General features: G+C 54.3%; 15 protein-coding genes and 2 tRNA genes. 5 read left to right on the top strand and 12 right to left on the bottom strand.

The window, feature by feature from the left end; translation table 11 throughout:
- The first annotated feature begins 190 nt into the window (after positions 1-190).
- The 3 genes from SH573x_RS10430 (at position 191) to SH573x_RS10440 (ending at position 2,599) form a co-directional block, all read left to right on the top strand.
- Complete coding sequence (locus tag SH573x_RS10430; protein WP_479354794.1) at positions 191-370, top strand: hypothetical protein; 180 nt, start codon at positions 191-193, stop codon at positions 368-370.
- A 167-nt stretch (positions 371-537) separates the two neighbouring features.
- On the top strand, positions 538-1,818 hold the full coding sequence (locus SH573x_RS10435; protein ID WP_479354796.1) for an Ig-like domain-containing protein: 1,281 nt from the start codon (positions 538-540) through the stop codon (positions 1,816-1,818).
- A 55-nt stretch (positions 1,819-1,873) separates the two neighbouring features.
- Positions 1,874-2,599 (top strand): PEP-CTERM sorting domain-containing protein, encoded by a 726-nt coding sequence (locus SH573x_RS10440; RefSeq protein WP_479354797.1) that lies wholly within the window; start codon positions 1,874-1,876, stop codon positions 2,597-2,599.
- Positions 2,600-2,744: 145 nt separating this feature from the next.
- Here SH573x_RS10440 and SH573x_RS10445 read toward each other — a convergent pair.
- The 3 genes from SH573x_RS10445 to SH573x_RS10455 all read right to left on the bottom strand — a co-directional run bounded on the left by SH573x_RS10445 (position 2,745) and on the right by SH573x_RS10455 (position 3,736).
- A tRNA-Ala gene (locus tag SH573x_RS10445) sits at positions 2,745-2,817 on the bottom strand.
- Between the two features lie 68 nt (positions 2,818-2,885).
- Positions 2,886-3,383, bottom strand: a complete 498-nt coding sequence (locus SH573x_RS10450; RefSeq protein ID WP_479354799.1) for a hypothetical protein — start codon at positions 3,381-3,383, stop codon at positions 2,886-2,888.
- Between the two features lie 267 nt (positions 3,384-3,650).
- Positions 3,651-3,736, bottom strand: a tRNA-Leu gene (locus SH573x_RS10455).
- Between the two features lie 270 nt (positions 3,737-4,006).
- Here SH573x_RS10455 and SH573x_RS10460 point away from each other — a divergent pair.
- Together SH573x_RS10460 and SH573x_RS10465 are read left to right on the top strand one after the other, a co-directional pair.
- Positions 4,007-4,801: a phosphoadenylyl-sulfate reductase gene (locus SH573x_RS10460; RefSeq protein ID WP_479354801.1), complete on the top strand. Its 795-nt coding sequence runs from the start codon at positions 4,007-4,009 to the stop codon at positions 4,799-4,801.
- A 26-nt stretch (positions 4,802-4,827) separates the two neighbouring features.
- Complete coding sequence (locus SH573x_RS10465; protein WP_479354802.1) at positions 4,828-5,250, top strand: RrF2 family transcriptional regulator; 423 nt, start codon at positions 4,828-4,830, stop codon at positions 5,248-5,250.
- A 196-nt stretch (positions 5,251-5,446) separates the two neighbouring features.
- On the opposite strand, the gene SH573x_RS10470 is transcribed toward SH573x_RS10465, so the two are convergent.
- The 9 genes from SH573x_RS10470 to SH573x_RS10510 all read right to left on the bottom strand — a co-directional run bounded on the left by SH573x_RS10470 (position 5,447) and on the right by SH573x_RS10510 (position 17,578).
- The gene (locus SH573x_RS10470) at positions 5,447-7,096 is read right to left on the bottom strand and encodes a hypothetical protein (protein WP_479354804.1); all 1,650 of its coding nucleotides are present in this window, start codon (positions 7,094-7,096) and stop codon (positions 5,447-5,449) included.
- 322 nt (positions 7,097-7,418) lie between these two features.
- Positions 7,419-7,979, bottom strand: coding sequence for a ribosome recycling factor (gene frr, locus SH573x_RS10475; RefSeq protein ID WP_479354806.1), 561 nt, complete (start codon positions 7,977-7,979; stop codon positions 7,419-7,421).
- Between the two features lie 99 nt (positions 7,980-8,078).
- Positions 8,079-8,831: a UMP kinase gene (gene pyrH / locus SH573x_RS10480; protein ID WP_479354808.1), complete on the bottom strand. Its 753-nt coding sequence runs from the start codon at positions 8,829-8,831 to the stop codon at positions 8,079-8,081.
- Positions 8,828-9,664 (bottom strand): translation elongation factor Ts, encoded by an 837-nt coding sequence (gene tsf, locus SH573x_RS10485; protein WP_479354810.1) that lies wholly within the window; start codon positions 9,662-9,664, stop codon positions 8,828-8,830. Before tsf ends, pyrH begins: the two co-directional genes overlap by 4 nt.
- Before the next feature lie 223 nt (positions 9,665-9,887).
- Positions 9,888-10,619 (bottom strand): 30S ribosomal protein S2, encoded by a 732-nt coding sequence (gene rpsB / locus SH573x_RS10490; protein WP_479354812.1) that lies wholly within the window; start codon positions 10,617-10,619, stop codon positions 9,888-9,890.
- 289 nt (positions 10,620-10,908) lie between these two features.
- A complete protein-coding gene (locus SH573x_RS10495; protein ID WP_479354814.1) occupies positions 10,909-12,564 on the bottom strand; it encodes a hypothetical protein in 1,656 nt (551 codons plus the stop codon).
- Positions 12,565-12,776: 212 nt separating this feature from the next.
- A complete protein-coding gene (gene msrA, locus SH573x_RS10500) occupies positions 12,777-13,463 on the bottom strand; it encodes a peptide-methionine (S)-S-oxide reductase MsrA (RefSeq protein WP_479354816.1) in 687 nt (228 codons plus the stop codon).
- Entirely contained in the window at positions 13,460-14,137 is a 678-nt protein-coding gene (locus tag SH573x_RS10505) for a DUF2293 domain-containing protein (RefSeq protein ID WP_479354818.1), read from the bottom strand. The genes msrA and SH573x_RS10505 overlap by 4 nt, the downstream gene beginning before the upstream one ends.
- Before the next feature lie 84 nt (positions 14,138-14,221).
- The gene (locus tag SH573x_RS10510) at positions 14,222-17,578 is read right to left on the bottom strand and encodes a DEAD/DEAH box helicase (RefSeq protein WP_479354820.1); all 3,357 of its coding nucleotides are present in this window, start codon (positions 17,576-17,578) and stop codon (positions 14,222-14,224) included.
- Positions 17,579-17,840: the final 262 nt, after the last annotated feature.

Genomic DNA, 17,840 nt, shown 5'->3' on the forward strand with positions numbered 1-17,840 from the left:
CTCTAACCAATCGATGCCAAACTCTGAATCAGTGACTGTTTAACGGGTTCACCTAGCCTGGCGAGTGATTCGTTTGACAGTCAGCCGGTCGATCCTATCACATGGCTGATGAAGTTACCGAGTACCTGGCCAGATTGCGAACCATCCACCGACAGAGGCGATGGTCAGCCTGCGGCGATGTTTTCAGCGCATGAGTGGCTCAGTGATCGGGCACTTGCGCTCCTTGAACGTGCTACAGTTCTTCCTCAAGCTTGTATCGGTGGCACTGTTCTCCTGGGCTATCGCTGCTTGGCGACTGGCAATTGAGGCACGCGCCGATGCCGCCGAGATCGATGTTCAGCTCAGCCTCGAAGGGACGATAGCCTATTAAAACCTAAGTTTGTCTCATGCTTCTGTTTGCGAGCGGCAGGCTTTTCGAAGTCAGGTGCCATTTTCGACTTTTCCTAAAAATACTGTATCTTGAGTGTGACACTTTGGTTAACATTCTGCCGTTACGGATAAATGTTGCTTCGTGCCAATTTCATTGGAATACGCCCTATGTCCATGTTTAGTCGAAATCGTAACCTTCGTCAGGCTTCTCGTAGCAGTCGTCGCACTTGGGTGCGTGGTGAGCAGTTGGAAAAACGCCTGACGATGGCTTCCGATCCAATTGTGGCGTTGAGTTTGGAAGCTGTCGATTTCGACGGCAATGTTCTAACTAAACTAACCGTAAACCAACCTTTTGACCTTCGGATTATTGCCGAGGACCTTCGGGAGGAACCGCAGGGTATTTTCGCGGCCTACATGGATGTGCTTTTCCCGCCGGACCTGGTCGAGGCCACTGGTAGCTTTGAGCCTCGAACTCCGTTCGTCAACGGCGTCAGTGGCACGCTCGGCGATGGTATCTTGGACGAGATCGGTTCGTTTTCCAATTCGCTAGTCCCGCTGGGAGGTGGCCGATCGATAATTGGTATCTATCGCTTCATGCCAACCAAGCCTGGGGCTGTTGAGTTTGTCACCGATGCCGCCGACAGCCTGCCTTTCCATGACGTCCTGGTATACGGCAAAAATGTCGAAGTCAACACGGGTGAAGTCACTTACAACATCCTGCAAATTGACAGCGAAGCTCTCCGCTCATCGAGGCTGACTTTGATTGCCGAAGCTGAGGCTTCCACAGAACTCATTGCCGTAGATGATCACAGCAAGCTACTCAGTGACAGTGATGCGACGACGATCGATGTGATGGCCAATGACACACTTCCATCCAGCGGCAGTGTTTCGCTGGTCTCTGTCTCACCCGCCAGCGGCAGTGGATCTGCTCAGATATCGGCCGATCAAAAGGCTGTTGTTTACACACCGGCACTTGGAATGATTGGTACGGAGACCCTAACGTATGTGCTTCGCGACCAATCGGGTAACGAGTCGTCTGCAGAACTTCACATTGTTGTCGCCAGTCGATTCCAGAATCAAACCTTGGCACAAGATCGGGACAGCAGTGGCACAGTCGTACCGCTAGATGTGCTTTATGGCATCAACGCTCTGAACGTACTTGGTCCTAGAAAGCTCCAGGGCTCCGACCTGAGCTTCGAAGGCAAGACGCTGTTCTTTGATGTTAACGGTGACGGATTCCACTCGGCCATGGACGAACTGCTTTGCATCAACATGATCAACCAAGGCACCGCCAGTGGCGAAGGCGAAGTACTCAGTCCCGCTAGTGATCAGTCTGCCCACGCAGTTTCTGCTGCGCCCACAATAGCTTCCCGCGACGTGCTGTTCGGTGCTTATCCAGGTTCAGACTGGTCCACCAATGAAACCACCTTCAACAAGCGACGTCGGTAGTACGTAAGCGCGAGTCGGAAGGCCACCATAAATTTAACGATCGCGAGCTCTCGAGATGAAAACTGCTATTGCTCTCTTCTGTGTCTGGTCGATCTCTGCTTTCATGTTTGCAACATCGGCGAACGCGGATGTCATCCTTTGGTACAACGGCGACTATCCAGCATTGGGTGGTCCTGGCACTGCTAACCAAGAGGCAACAAATACCGGCTCGCTCAATGTGTTCGATGACTTCACCGTTGGCCAGGCAGGTTGGATTGTTAACCGGGTCTGGTCCAACAACTCGATGAGCATCATAGGTATCACCCAGGCCAGTTGGTCGATCAGAATGGGAATGTCCGAGGGGAACGGTGGTACGATTGTCGCCAGTGGTATAAGCAACGCAACTCAAACGCCAACCGGACGAACCGGAATTCCGAATGGCACGGAGTACACCATCGAGGTTGCTGGGCTAAACGTGGCACTCGCACCGGGAAGCTACTGGCTTTCCGTCGCACCAGTCGTCGGTACCGACCCATTCACTGGCGGTTTCTTGGGGTCGTATCTTTCTTCCACCAACAAAGACAATGCTATTGGTGACCCTGCGACCAACAATGGCAGTCTTATAAAAACAACGATAGACAACTACGCAGCATTATCGAACGACTATTCGATGGGAATAGCTGGGGTAGCAGTAGTTCCTGAACCGTCAACACTTTTTCTAACCGCCATCTCCGCCGGCGGTATCGTCGGCTCGCTTAGAAGAGCCCGCCTACTCAACTCAGCGCCACAGGGAAAACGGTGACAGGCAACTGAACGTACCGACGCACGATCTATTTGGTCACAGGCCTGCTCTGCAGTTCATGGCCAGCGCTATCGTTGGATATCAGGAGCGAATCGAAGATCGAACTGATCAGTCCCGGCGCGCTGAGGTTGAGGGGTTTTGTTAGTGGAGCGGAGGGGAGTTGAACCCCCGACCTCTACATTGCGAACGTAGCGCTCTCCCAACTGAGCTACCGCCCCATGTGTTCTAGTTCACAAATATTCTATCACCAGCACACCTGATCTCAAGTCTGCCAATTCAGAACGGGCTACTTTTGAACTACATCGCTCAACTGCCGAAAGACAAGGTCGTTTTCCTCCCGGCTATCGCGCTTGAGATACTCTTTGACCATGTCTTCCGAGCGACTGGTGACATCCGTTGGGTTACTTGAATCTTTGATTTGTCTTAGACCTTGTCTGAGCTCTTCGACAAACTTGTCCTGCTTCTGACGACGCAACTCAAGCGCCTTGTTCAGAGCCTTTACGACATCCGCAGATACATCAAGTTCTTGTGCCTCGTCGGAAAAATCCCAGTCGACAAGGTTTCCGAAGCTCAAATGTCGGGATCGGTATTTGTGAATCTCTTCCCCATAAACGCAATCGACAGAGATGCCCAGTTGTTGCAGCTCTTGAGCGCTTGGCACCGATATGCGGCTCGATGAGGGCTCGTCCGCGTTTACGATTGGAATGTCTTGGGCGTTAGCTAGCCCGGTCAGCAAAGTGGAAACGCCGATGATGAAAAAGGTAAATTGGCTTTGCGAAACCATAGTTCACTCCGTTGATACATGGTTTAACTGGGTTTGGCGCGTACAGCTCTGCAGAGGACTCTCAAGGTTATTGAGGGCTATGAGTGGAGTTGTTGAATACTCCCGGTCAGAGTCAACTAACGAGTTGTTCCGGGATAGTCGACTGGTAATTCACACAGGCTAGAAGCCTATGCCACATACCGGCTAGAAGCCTATGCCACACACAGGCTAGAAGCCTATGCCACATGCAGGCTGGAAGCCTATACCACATGCAGGAAGACAAAGAAGTGCGGCTGAGAGGGTTTGAACCTCCACGTCCCTTTCGAGACTCTAGGCCCTCAACCTAGCGCGTCTGCCAATTCCGCCACAGCCGCAATCTTTGATGGTTTCCTATAGCCCTTGTAGTCTAGGGAGTCGACTTTCTGCGTCAAGGGGCAATTCTACAGGTGACCTTTCGACCAGCCAAAAACTGCTCTCCTAACCCAAAATCAGCCCGCCATCGCCACTTTTACTCAATTTGCGAGCCCCCTCAGCCCGAATAATCCTAACAGCCTTATACTTGACTAAGTTGCTCATATTGGTAATGATTGCAAATGCCAGCTCGGACGCGGCTACCCGAATCGTCGAACTTTAGGAATGTGAGCATGCAACCTCTGCGAATACTGCGACCAGACGAGCTGGAACCGCAGCCAGACGAAACCAACGACCAGTCGACTCAATCAAACATCCAACAGCTGACGCTGACACCGGAACTGGCTGCCGAAATGGAGCGAGCCAGCCAACGGCTGGAATCGGCTACGCCCGAACAGATTCTCAAATGGGCCGTCGATCGATTCGCGCCTCACTTCACCATGGCCACGGCTTTCGGCGCTGAAGGCATGTGCATCATTCACATGTTGGCCAAGATCGCTCCACAGACTCCCATATTCAATCTGGACACCGGCTACCAATTCCCCGAAACACTCGAACTGCGCGAGCGAGTAAAGGAAATCTACGGGATCGAAGTCGAAATGAAACGGCCCGCGCAATCGGTAGCTGAATACGAAGCGGCCAACGGCGGGCCGGTCTATAGTCATGATCCCAATCGCTGCTGTGCCGATCGCAAGATTAAAGTTCTACACGAAGCAGCCCGCGGTTATCACGCGTGGGCCAGCGCCATTCGCCGCGATCAAAGCCCCGATCGCTCGAACGTACCCATCGTTGGCTGGGACAAAAAGTTTCAGTTGGTGAAGGTCAGCCCGCTGGCCAACTGGACCAAAAAAGAAGTTTGGGCCCTGATCACCAGCGAGAAAGTTCCATACAACCCGCTGCACGATCAGAACTACACCAGCATCGGCTGCTGGCCATGCACACGTCGAGTTATGACCGGCGAAGACGAACGGGCAGGCAGATGGAGCGGTTTCGCTAAAACCGAATGCGGTCTGCATACGCAAAACTAACCCTTTGCCAATCAGTAGAGACCATCATGCAGTTGCCCATCAAAGCACACTATGCAACCGTCGCCATGTTGGCTCTGGCTCAACATTACACTAGCGGACAACCCGTGACCGTGCGTGTCATTGCTGATCAACACGGAATCCCCGCGCAGTTCTTAGTCCAAATCATGCAGCAACTCCGCGCCGCCGGCATGATCACCAGCTCTCGCGGCGCTAGTGGCGGATTTCGTTTAGAGCGAACTCCATCGCAAATCACCATCGCCGATATCGTCGAAGCAGTTTGCCCGAGCTCATCCTCGAGTGGAGTGGAATCCGATTCACCGCTGAACGCTGTCATGCGCAGCGTATGGCAAGAATTGAGCGAGATCGAAAGCCATCACCTGGCTCGATGGACCTTGAGCCAATTGTGCGATCGGGCCGAAGCTGATTCTCAGGCGATGTTTTATATCTGAAGTAGTAACCACGGCTAATGCCGTCGTAGGACGGGTCTCCAGGCCCGTCCGATTTAGTGTGGCATAGCCTTCGAGACTGTGTATTACGCGCACCGTGTTAGCCGCGATTCCTACAAGTTCGCAGCGAAGAAACCGGGACTAACGTCCACGGCTCAGGGGCGTTCACGCAGAATTTGGACGGGCCTGGAGACCCGTCCTACGGTTGAGTCACTTCGGTGCGTTGTGATTCTTCTTCTGGCTTGTCCTGCTCTTCTTTGGGTGGCACGATGATGGCCAGGTGTTCGCTAATGTCGTGAGCCAGAACGCCGAGTTGCTGGATGGTGAAGAAAAACAGCAGGGGCATCAGCAAGCCACCAATGCCGGCCAGCACCGGACTGCCGCCTAGCAACAGCGTCCAAGCGATAAATATCGCGAAATAAGCCACGAATGTCTTGAAGTAGTAAGTGGCCCAAGCTTCGGTGCCAATGCCTATCGACCGCAATACATCCATCGAAAATGGATTGATGGCACTTTCATTGTCGAGCATCGATAGCAGGATGATGGGAAACGAGATGAACGAAGTGATCATCGTCACCAACACCACGATGATCGAGTTATCCACCGTCTGGGCCAGCATTCCACCGACGATAAAGCCCGGAACCGCGGAAGCTGCCGACGCGATGCCGAAGACCATCAATTCGCCCATTTGATCAAAGAAGTTGAATCCATGCCAATCGCGAACTCTAGGTTGACCATTGGCAACCGACTCGAGAATGGAGATGGCCGTACCAAACATGGGGAAGGCGGTGATGATCATCATCAGCGGCACACCCAAGCCGGCAAAGAGCAGGAACATGCGATACTCGGTCGACATGTTGATACTGTACTGCAGAGCTGCAAACAGAAACCCAAACAGCACACAGTAGGTAAGTACTTGAAATAGCGAAGTCGGATCGTGCAGGAAACCGAAAGTACGACGCAAAAATGACTGCGTGTCAAAGTCGTCGTTGTTGTTGTACATGTTATCGAGGTCAGAATCATCCAGATCCTGGGCAGCCTTCTTGAGCAAGTCGTCCGCTTGCTTGCTGCGATGTTCTGAATCGCGCTGAGCTTCTGCCTGCGTCATCTGCGCCAGATCGGTACTCCAGTTCAACGTGGCGGCTTGCGTTGGTTTCCAACCCGGAGGAGGTGGTGTGATTTTGAATTCCAGAAAACAATCTGGGCAGCGAACCGTCTTGCCTTGTTTGGCCAAGGTGACATATTGCGGAGTGCCACACGCTGGACATGGGCAGCGATACTGCGCGTTGTTGGGATCGAGCGCTACCGCTTTCTTGGGTTTGTCTTTCTTGTCCAGTTCGTTCTTGGTGGGAGGCTTTGGCGAAGTTTTTGGCGGAGCCTGGCTGGGCTTGGCAGTCGACGCTGCCGCTTTGACTGGCACAAGGTCTTCGATATCATCGACACCCAAGAGGCTCGCCATGCTGGTGCGGGGCCTGGGTGGTTCCAGTTCGGCTAGCTCTGGCAAGTCATCATCGAAGATCGAACGCGTAGGTTCCGGGGCCGTGCTAGTGGTTGAGGCCACGGGACGCGACGCGGAATTGGCAGCCGGGCTGGGAGTCGAGGCAGATCGCTTGGCAGGCGCGGCAGTCGGTTTGGATGCGGGTACAACTTTCGCCACCGGCGGGGCGTCGTCCTCTAGCTTCAGCCAATCATCGTCGCTGCTAACGACAGGTGCCGCACCTGGGACCTTAACGCTTGATCCGCAGCTCGGGCAATTGAAACGCTTGCCCGCAGCTTTGCTGGTCGCCTTTAGTTTGCGCGCGCACTTAGGGCATTGGAACTCGAGCGTTTTGTCACCGTCGCTAGACAACGCGTCACCCTTGCCTGGTCAGAAGCCTCATGGCTGGCTTTGCTTTGGTATCGGCCCCCACTTTGATCGTAAACATCCCAAGGCAGAAAAGCTAGTAGCGTCACATCGTCAAGGCGAAGCCTTGGGGAGATGGTTAGTACGGCTGAAGACTTACGTAGCGCTGTGCCCCCTCCCGCAGACCCGCAGACGACGGCTGAACGCCGCGTCTGCGACCTCCCCCGCTGCGCGGGAGAGGTGACGGTCACCTCTCCAAGGCTTTGCCTTGGGGAGGTCGAATCGAGGCTTTGCGAGATTCGGGAGGGGTCTTGGCAGTGGAGTTGGACTACTGTTCCATGACGTCGTTTTCGCGAGCCTTAGCCACGTCGGAGGCTTCGGCTTCGTATTTCTTGGTGAGCTCTTGGACTTGCTCTTTGGCGGCGTCGCGATCGTCTTCGCTGATCGTCTTATCTTTTTCAGCGGTTTCGATGGCTTTGTTGGCATCGCGGCGGATACTGCGAATAGCGATCTTGGCTTCTTCGGCCAGTTCCTTGATGCGGGCGACCATCTTCTTGCGAACGTCGGTGCTCAACGGAGGAATGTTGATGCGGATGATGCGACCGTCGTTTTGCGGATTGAGTCCCAGGTCGCTGGCGACGATGGCTTTTTCGATGTCTTTGATGGTGCTGGTGTCAAAGGGACGAATCACCAGTTGGTTGGGTTCAGGTGCGCCGACGGAAGCCAACTGCTTCAGCGGGCTCTGCGAACCGTAAGCCTCAACTCGAACTGAATCGACCAGCCCGGGAGTAGCGCGTCCGGTTCGAATACCGGCCAGCGAATTCTTCAACACGCTGATCGCCTTCTCCATGCGCTCTTCCGCATCCAGCATGACTTCTTCAACACTCATGTTGTCACCGCTCCAGTCAAAAGGTGCATCCCTCGCTTGCGCGTTGGGTTGTGATGGTTGTGCATCCCTCGCTTGCGCGTTGGGCCGGGGATTACTAGCCTACTCTTTTTTCTTGCCGATACGCGTGCCTACGCGTTGGCCGGAAATTGCGCGAACGATATTGCCATCCTTTTTGAAGTTAAATACCAGGATAGGCATGCCATGCTCGCGACATTGGGTTATGGCCGTACCGTCCATAACACGTAGATTCTGAGTAATGACGGTTTGATAGTCCAGTTCCCGATAGAGAATCGCGTGCGGATTCTTTTCGGGATCTTCGCTGTAGACGCCATCGACGCGCGTGGCCTTCAGCACGATATCAGCTCCGAGCTCCAGGGCTCGTTGCGTGGCTGCGGTGTCGGTTGTAACGAAGGGACTGCCCGTTCCAGCAGCCAGGACCACGATACGGCCTTTTTCCATATGGCGGATCGCGCGGCGGCGCACGAACGGTTCGCACACTCCATCCATGCGAATAGCAGACATGACACGCGTGGTGCAGCCCACCGCTTCGAGGCCTTCTTGCAGAGCCAGCGCGTTGATGACGGTGGCCAGCATGCCCATGTAGTGGGCTGTGGCTTCTTCGATCTTGACGTTGGTCGAGCTCTTGAATTGTGCTCCACGCAATATGTTGCCACCGCCCACGACGACAGCGATTTGGCAACCGCAGGCGTGCGCTTGCTTGATCTGACTGGCGATGGCTTGGACTTCGTCCATACTAATGCCGCGTTCACCAGCATGCGACAGGCTTTCGCCCGACAGCTTGAGGATCACGCGGCGGTAGTAAGGTGCTCCGGCGTTTTCTGGCGAGCTCATGCCTGGCCCAACACGTAGAAGACAAATTGCTTGATCTGCATGTTGTTGCTCTTGGCAAACTGACCAACCGTTTGCTTGTCATCTTTTACAAACGGCTGTTCCAGCAGGACCTTTTCGGCAAAGAAGTTGCGGAGTCGACCATCGACCATTTTGTCGACAATCGCTTCCGGCTTGCCTTCTTGCAGGGCGGCTGCACGCAGCAGTTCACGCTCTTTGGCCACCGAGGCTGGGTTGAGCTCTTCGGTACGCAAAGCTTCTGGACGCATCGCCACGATGTGCATGGCGACGTCTTTGGCCGCTGTTTCATTGCCACCTTCGATCTGCAGCAGCACGCCAGCGACAGTACCGCTGTTGTGGCTGTAACCGCCGGTCGTACCAGGCAGCTTGGCGATCCGACCAACTTCGAACTTCTCGCGAATCCGGTTGAACAGTTCAGCCTTTTGCTCGGCCAAAGTGATCTCGGGCTTGCTGGGTGATGGCAGGGCCAACAGTGCGTCGGCATCCTTGACTTCACCCGGCGCTTTGGCCAGAGCTTCAGCCATATTGTTGACCAACAAGATGAACTCTTCGTTTTGCGTCACTGGAGCGCTTTCGCACTTGAGTTCGACGATTGCACCAGCCTCTTTATCATGGCCAGCGTAAATGCCGAAGCGACCGAAAGCGGTTTCGCGGTCAGCCCGCTTGTCGCCCAGTTTTTCGCCGCGCATACGCAGCAGCTCGTAGGCCTTTTGTTCGTCGCCACCCGCTTCGGTGAGCGCTTGCTTGCAGTCCATCAGCGGCAATCCAGTTCTTTCACGGAACGCCTTGACCTTGGCAGCCGAGATATCCGACATGACTCGAGTCCTCAACACGTGTTAATAATGGAGTTTTTTCAGTGGTCACCCTCTGCCCCAGGTTGCCTGGAGCAGATGGATGCTTGCTCATTAGATAGGACAACCCATGACGCCTTTAGGCTCGCGAGGGCAACGCACAAGAGCGTCCCATCGCGCAAGCGCCGGGTTGTGAATGGACTATCCCTCGCTCACGCGAGCGGATGCGTAGGATCATCCCGCGCGATTAAGCTTCGGGTTTTGATTTAGGATCTTGCGCCTTGGGTACATCTGGGTTTTCAGCCTTGCCGGCCAGAACCGCGTCGGCCAATTGAGCCATGATCAGTTCGATGGAGCGAATACCGTCGTCGTTACCTGGGATTGGCAAATCGACCGACTCAGGATCGCAATCGGTGTCGATCAAGGCCACGGTGGTGATGCCCAAGCGACGAGCTTCGCGAATGGCATTCTTTTCTTTGTTGGGATCTACGATGACCAGGCAGGCTGGCATGCGATTCATGGTGCGCAGACCATTCAAGTTGCGATAGATCTTGCGATACTCGCGATTGAGGGCCGACTGCATCTTCTTGGAGTAAGTGTTAATCGCATCGGTGTTCATGATCTGCTCGAGTTCATCCAAGCGACCAAGGCGATTGCGAATGGTGCGGAAGTTGGTCAGCGCACCACCGAGCCAACGCTCGGAAACGAAAGGCATACCGCAGCGGAGTGCCTGCTCCTGAATCGTTTCGCTGGCTTGACGCTTGGTGCCCACAAACAGTACCAGCGAGCCGCTGGTAGCGATATTGTTCAAATGCTTCTTGGCTCGCAACAGACCGCGCAGAGTTTCGCGGATATCAATGATGTGAATCAGATTTTTGCGACCGTAAATATACGGTGCCATCTTCGGATTCCAACGGCTGACGCGGTGACCAAAATGTACGCCCGCTTCAATCAGTTTTTGTACGAATTCGCTTTCCACAAACAAAGCCTTCCTAAGCTCCCTCGCAATCAATGCCCCACAAAACGTTTTTCAGGGCACAGGTTGGCGCTCGGCCGAACCTTCCGATTGAACAGTGAAGGAGTCACATGAGAGTTTTCGATGTCCCAGCAATGCCACCCACATTGGGGGCTGTGACGCGCTAAGAGTCGAGCGAAAAAGGATAGTGGCAAACCGCGTTAGAGTCAACGTGGTCTGCCACTGTGAAAGAGATTTCAAGGTGATTAGGCGAGCTTCAAATCCGTTATCACACGGAAGTTAACGCCAAGCTCTAGAAGCCTGCGCCGCCACCCTGCCCGGCTTGAACTGCTGCTCCAATGCCTTTCAGCACGCCTTCTTCAACGGTGATCTCGTACTTGCCACCGCGAGGAATCAGCGACATTTGCACGCGAACCTTGTCCTTGCCCTGAGATTGCTGCATCTGCTCGGCCGCTTGTTCCAGGGCTGGATTGGGCGAGACAGTTTGGGCAAAGTTCAGGATCTGGCCAACTTCGACAATCATGTCGATTGGCGAAACCTTGGCGCTCTTGGTCGAACCCAGTCGATCCAGGGCCGACTTCAGCACTGCATCGCCATCGGGGTCAATCGAGATAAAAAACGCTTTAGGACCGGTGCCAATGACCAGCTTCAGTTCACTACCAAAGACCTTTTGGACCTTGGGGTCATCGCTCTTGATCGGAACGATGACTTGGTGCAGGTTGACGTTCTGGTGTTTGCCATAGCCCAACTTGAACGTAGGGATATCGGGACCTGAGCCGAGCGAAGCGACCAAGTCCTTAACTTCCTTTTCGATCTGCGCGCCGTCAGCTACCGCGCCGCCAAAGACCGCGCGGATCTTGCCATCGGCCAACGAGACTGCGCCGCCGCCGTCAAACTTGCCCGAGTCGATCGTCTTTTCCAAGACGCTGATCATGCCTTTGGCAAACTTCTTCAGCGCTTCTTTGGTGGCCGTGGGCAGGCTGCCACTATCATCAATCTGCTTTTCCAGCTGGCCATAAGCGTTCTTGATGTTGTTCTTGCTGAGCGCTTTATCCCCTTCGGAGACTAGCGAAGTTGACCGCATGGTGATGGCAGCGCCGTCGATCAGCAGTCCAGTGAAGTCCGAAGTCATATCTTTCAGCTTGTCGGTTTGAGCGGCTAGCTCGGAACCGGCAACAAACTGAGCGCCGACATCCAACTGTACGCGCTGAACGCTGGGGCCGGTGACTAGTCCAATCAGAACTTGTTCCGTTTCATTGATCAATCGTTCCAGTTGAGCGATCGACGCTTTGCCCATTTCTTCGGCAGCGGCTTTTTCTTCATCCGTTTGATTGCGTTGCTCTGCCAGCGAACGTTCGAAGCCTTGCTTCATTTGCTCGACAGCGGCGCCACGAATTTCGGGTGGTAGCGCTTGGACAAAGATCCGCACGCCAATGTCGTATTTGTTGGGTGCATCGCCCAGCAGCGCAGCTGGATCTGCAGGCAACTTCTTCAAGTCATCTTCTTCTTGCGAGATGAACAACCACTTGCCTGCGTCTTTGGCATAAATGGTGCGTCCACCTGCATCGAAGGCGAACAGACCGTCGCCCAGGTCGTCAGCGAATTGCCCAGCACCTTCCAGCGCGGTGAAGAATCGACCGCGATCTTCCAATGGCAAAAAGGCCAAGGGCACAGGTTGGCCGTCGACCAGTTGCACCGTAACACCGGAGGGACGCTTCAGATCCAATCCGTCGCTCCACTGCTTAATCATCATCGTGCCGAAAGCGCCGATCGATTGAGCTCCACAGTTCTTCATCAAGTAGCTGAAGTCCTGGGTAATTCGTTCCATAGGTGCAATGGAGACAATGGCTACGGGTTTGCTTTCCGACTGACAGAAGCCCAGCTGCGAGGCCGCAGCCCCACAGGTAAAGATGGCCGCGGTTGCGACCAAAGTGCGAAATTTCCGCATGCAAGTCTCCTCGGTGACGCGATGAGTTTGGTGGACAATGTGGCAGAATCAACAGGCGTTTTGGCTCGGGGTGGCCTAAAAAGAGACCTGACCCCTTTTCAGCAAAGCGTAACGCAGAACGCTCGGTGTGACCAGTCGGTGCACAAGTTGTACCTGTGTTTCGTCGAAAAGTTGAAAATATTGCAAGTTGGGGAGTCTACTTCTTTGTTCAGCTACTCTTTCTTCAGGTACTCTTTGAAGAACTTTTCGAGTTTGTCCACTTTGCTTTTCACGATGACTTTACAGTATCCGCTATTAGGATTGGTGTTGTAGTAGTTTTGGTGGTAATCTTCGGCCGGCCAGAATTTACCTATAGGTTGGATTTGGGTAACGATCGGCTTGGGAAACACTTTGGCCGCATCCAGCTTTTCAATAATCTCCTTAGACTCTTTGGCCTGGTCGTCGCTGTGCGTAAAGATGATGCTGCGGTACTGCTCTCCGGCATCTGCGCCTTGCTGGTCGAGGCTGGTAGGATCATGGGTCTTCAGGAAGATCTCCAGTAACCGCGAGTAGGGAACTTTGGCGGGATTGTAGGTCACTTGGACCACTTCGATGTGCCCAGATTTTCCGCTACAGACCTCTTCGTAAGTGGGGTTCTGGCTGCGCCCGCCGCTGTAACCGGACACTACTTTCTCCACACCATCGACTCGCTGCAGCACGGCTTCGACGCACCAGAAACAACCACCGCCAAATGTGGCGAGTTCGGTTTTGGTTTCTTGCTTGTCGGGCCCTTGTGCGAGCGCTGGATGGTCGAAGGCAACACATGCGATTCCGCATAGTGCCAAACCGTAAGTAAAGAGTCGCGATAACATATTCTGGCTCCCCTGTTCGATCTCGTTGTGTGAGGTTGGCATGGTCATGTATTGGTTTGCTTCAGCGCTGCCTCTAGCGGACAGTTGGCGTTCTCTTTGCCTTGCCGATATTTTTCCAACAGTTCGCGCGAGCGGGCAGCCAATCTGCGGCGAACTTCGCGACGTTGGCCTTTAACGCGCTGGATGATCATGTTGTCATAGCCGGTGGTCTGATGACGCAACCAGGCAATCACGGCTGATTCAGCCCGCTGTTCAATCGGAATGCGTTCGGTCCGGGCAACGGTGCCCGATCCAACGGGAGTGGCATGGTCGGTAATAGCTTTGGACAAACGCCGCGCTAAATTCTCATGCCGCTCATGAAACTGTAGAAACCTATAAATGGCATCGCTGAATTCATCCACGTACTCAGCTTGCTCTTTATCGCGCCGCGCCTTAGCCGCGAATTGACGTTTGGCGTACGATTCGGTGGAACGTTCTTTCTCAAGCGATTCGCTGGCTCGGCGGATGTTCTCAGCCGGTGCCCAGACGCCTTTTGAAAAAGTTTTGCGTCCCTTTTTCTCTTGTACTGTCCAACTCGGACCAGCCGCTTTGACGCGCCGCGTCAGGCCAGCGTCGCCTGGTGGCAGTAGTTCCCAACCTTCAGGCACACTCAAGAGGCGACCATCGGCCGTCTTGACTGTGCCTGGCTCCGTACCGGGTGCAACGTTCAGCGAATCGGACATGAAAGAAGTTTGAAGTGTGAAGTTTGAAGTGTGAAGGTTGGGGCGTTCAATTTCAGTTTCAAAAGTCAGATTTCAGATTTCAAATTACAAGTTCGCACTGAGTGTGCTGGTATCTCGAATCAAATCGACTAGCTCTTGGGTGCTCATCCTGGCGGCGCGGTCGGCGCCATCAAGCACACCGGCTAGCAACTCGCGTTTCTCTTCATGCATGGAAAGGATCTGCTCTTCGATGGTGTCCTTGGCGACCAAACGATAGACGGTAACCGGGCGCGATTGACCAATGCGATGCGCGCGGTCGGTCGCCTGATCTTCGACTGCCGGATTCCACCATGGATCAAGGTGCAGTACGTAATCGGCAGCGGTCAAGTTCAATCCTGTTCCACCGGCTTTGAGCGAAATCAGAAACAGATCGCCTTCTCCCAGCTGGAAATTGTCGACCGCTTCTTGGCGTTTATGCGTGGGAGTGCTGCCATCGAGGTACTGGTAGCTGACGCCGGCCTTGTCCAAGGCGGCCCGCACCAGGCTCAAGTGCTGTACGAATTGACTGAACACTAGCGCGCGGTGATTGTTCTCGCGCAGCTCTTGAACGGTCTCCAAGAATAGATCCAACTTGGCCGATGACTTGGTCCAAGCCGGATCTACCAGGCTCGGGTGGCAAGACAACTGTCGCAAACGGGTCAGCCATGCCAGCACACGAATGCGTTTTTGTTGTTCGTTCTCTTCACCGGGGCCTTTGGTCAGTTCGCTGATGGCGGCTACTCGCGCGGCATCGTAGCGCTTGCGTTCCGCTGGTGAGAGTTCGGCCGAAAGCACCACTTCGGTGCGTGGCGGCAATTCCTTGAGCACCTCTTGTTTAGTGCGCCGCAGAATAAAGGGACGCACCACATGGCCCAGGGCTTTCAGGCGCTCGCGGTTCTTGTCGCGTTCGATCGGTTCACCAAAACGTTGACGAAAACGTTCCCACGAACCCAACAGTCCGGGACTGAGCACACGCATCAAGCTCCACAATTCACCCAAGTGGTTTTCAAGTGGCGTACCCGACAGGGCCACGCACCAATCGACTTCCAAGCGCCGCACGGCTTGATTGGTCTTGGTTTGAAAATTCTTGATGTATTGAGCTTCGTCCAGGACCAGCGTAGCCCACGGACGACTGCTGATGCGTTCCACATCACGCTGCAACATTTGGTAGCTGGTGATGATCAACTGACCCGGGCCCGCGCTTTGAATCAAATGATCGCGATCGTGTTCGCGATACAAATGCGGTTGCAATGATGGCGAGAAGCGTTGCACTTCGCGCACCCAGTTGATACCTACGCTGGTGGGAGCCACGATCAAGGCAGCGCCTTTATCAGCTCGATCCAGCAGCACACCCAACGTCTGAACCGTCTTTCCCAGACCCATGTCATCGGCCAGGCAGCCACCCAGTCCCCAGCGGCTAAGTTTCGATAGCCATTGATAGCCGGCAACTTGATAATCGCGCAGGTCTGCCATCAGCGTAGCTGGTGGATCCGGTGGATTAACGGTCAAGTCGTTCAAACGCGTAATGGCCTCGTGCCATTTCTGATCACGCTCAGCCGGTATGTCCGATCCGATGGCTTCATCGATCAGCGGCGCGGCCGCTTTGGATAGTCGCAGTCCATCGCCATCTGGCGTCGACAAATCGTCGATGGTGGCCATGCGGGCTCGTAGCTCTTCGCTGATCGTGGCAAATTGATTTTCGCCCAAGGGAACATAGCGACCACCGTTGCGAATGGCGACCATCAATTCCGCCAGCGGAACATGCAGCCCTTCCAGTCGCAATTCACCATCGACTCCAAACCAGTCACGCTCGGTTGTCAAACGCACGCGCAGAGCTTGGGGGGTAATATCTCCGATCAAGCGCAAAGGCTTGGTCTTGGGCCAGCACACGACCGGCGCATTTTCGCCGAGGGTACGCACGCGCTCGATAATTTTGAGCGACTCTTCCAATCCCAGTAGTTGCCAGGTGTATGGCCCATCGAAATGAAAGTCGCCCAGATTAAGATCGTTGGCGATGCGATCCGCCGCGGCAGCTTCCGCCGTTAGGTCGCGCACCAGGTGATATACGCCCGCTGGAGTATGCACCAACATGCGTTCGGGACCCATTCCAGGCGTAGGTGGTTCGTCCAGTTCATTGCACGCTACGCGCAGACGAGCTTCCAAACCATGATGCTCCAGTGGATGCAAATGCAATTGCACTGTGGGGGGCATTAATTGATCAGGACCGGCCAGCGACTCCGGTATGTTCATCGCAAACTTCTGATGCCGCCCACCGGTGCTCATCAGCTTGGAAAACTTTTCCGCCGACTCACGATCCAGCACTGCCCCACGCGTTACGGCCTGGTCGACCATCAGCAGCAGTTTCGATTGTTCGGCCGTCAACGAAAAATAGGTGATTCGAGTTTCCTCTTCGTTGACGTCAATGCCACCGTATCGACCGCGACCGATGGCAAACAAATCCGAAGGCGAGACCTCGAAGTCATCGACCAACAATCGCGGCGCATAACAAGCTCCGTCAATGTCGCTTTCGTTCTTTTCCATCAAGTCGAGCTTGATTTCCGATCGACGAATCACAGCCGGTGGATAACCTGGGCTGTTCCACACCACGTTGGGACATTCTCTGAGCAGATCGAGAATATGAATCAGGGTGACGCCACTGGGGTCATCGGCATAAGGGCCAAAGTGTGTTTCGTAGATCAGCAATAGAGCCCGATCAGCTGGATGACTGAACGCTGATTCGGGCAAGTTCTCGAGCGGTTCACGGACGCGTTTGCCCACCGTCCAACCACCACGACCCTTGGGACGTTGTACGACTAATTCCAGTTCCATAGGGGAGTAGCGGGTGCCACGCGATACACGCCAAACTACTCGGCAGTTATCAGGCACTTCGCTGGTAGCGGCATTCGCATTGGCATTGCGGTCCGCTTCAAGCGAATCGACCAGTTCCTTGCCAATCGCATCGGGCTGGGCCACGCAGCTGTCCAACCAACCGAGAGCTTCATCCGTAGTGGCTCGTTCCAAACGCTTGCGCAGGAATTCGACTGCAGTGGCGGCATGCGTGCAAAAAGTTGAATATTCGGATTTAGCCTGGCACGTACAGGCTACGGCCAGATTGGTGATCAATCGCTTCTTTAACAGGGTATTGGCATCACCGGCCGACTCAGCCGATTCGTCGAAGAGTGACTCGGTGGCCAGTTTGACAATCGTATGGTCAATCGTCCCAGCCCGCGCATCGTTAAAAGTAAAATCCCACTGCAGAAGGTCGCCGATGATGTACAAATGCGGACCATCAGTGATCGGTGGTGCAGCGAAAGAGTAGCGGAATATGTCTCCAGTACGTTTTTTGTAGATCTCTAGAACTTCAACCAGTTGAGACAAGAAGCGATGCTGTCGCCTCTTGGAAAGCTGGGATAGATTCGGCACGAGGTCAGTTTCCTTACTTCAATTGAACGGGCTTTGATTCCGCAGGACCCTTCATTGAAACCGAAACGCTGCCGCTGAGCAATACGGGAAAGCGTTCCCAGGCGTTGAGAGAGGGTTCGGAACGGGCAGATTCGTTTAAAACGCAGAGGGCGCAAAGGCCGCGGAGAAAAGTCTGTCTTCTCTGCGATCCTCTGCGTCTCTTTGTGTTTAACAAACGAACCATCTAACCAAAGATTCTTCCGCCCCGAGTTTTCTTGGTGCG

The organism is Rania fehmarnensis, assembly GCF_056494185.1.

Excerpts from the sequence above, each read along its gene's own strand:
- SH573x_RS10505 (WP_479354818.1), bottom strand. The coding sequence starts at position 14,137 with ATGTCCGATTCGCTGAACGTTGCACCCGGTACGGAGCCAGGCACAGTC.
- SH573x_RS10465 (WP_479354802.1), top strand. The coding sequence starts at position 4,828 with ATGCAGTTGCCCATCAAAGCACACTATGCAACCGTCGCCATGTTGGCT.
- tsf (WP_479354810.1), bottom strand. The coding sequence starts at position 9,664 with ATGTCGGATATCTCGGCTGCCAAGGTCAAGGCGTTCCGTGAAAGAACT.
- SH573x_RS10450 (WP_479354799.1), bottom strand. The coding sequence starts at position 3,383 with ATGGTTTCGCAAAGCCAATTTACCTTTTTCATCATCGGCGTTTCCACT.
- msrA (WP_479354816.1), bottom strand. The coding sequence starts at position 13,463 with ATGACCATGCCAACCTCACACAACGAGATCGAACAGGGGAGCCAGAAT.
- pyrH (WP_479354808.1), bottom strand. The coding sequence starts at position 8,831 with ATGAGCTCGCCAGAAAACGCCGGAGCACCTTACTACCGCCGCGTGATC.
- frr (WP_479354806.1), bottom strand. The coding sequence starts at position 7,979 with ATGAGTGTTGAAGAAGTCATGCTGGATGCGGAAGAGCGCATGGAGAAG.
- SH573x_RS10435 (WP_479354796.1), top strand. The coding sequence starts at position 538 with ATGTCCATGTTTAGTCGAAATCGTAACCTTCGTCAGGCTTCTCGTAGC.
- SH573x_RS10440 (WP_479354797.1), top strand. The coding sequence starts at position 1,874 with ATGAAAACTGCTATTGCTCTCTTCTGTGTCTGGTCGATCTCTGCTTTC.
- SH573x_RS10495 (WP_479354814.1), bottom strand. The coding sequence starts at position 12,564 with ATGCGGAAATTTCGCACTTTGGTCGCAACCGCGGCCATCTTTACCTGT.
- SH573x_RS10460 (WP_479354801.1), top strand. The coding sequence starts at position 4,007 with ATGCAACCTCTGCGAATACTGCGACCAGACGAGCTGGAACCGCAGCCA.
- SH573x_RS10430 (WP_479354794.1), top strand. The coding sequence starts at position 191 with ATGAGTGGCTCAGTGATCGGGCACTTGCGCTCCTTGAACGTGCTACAG.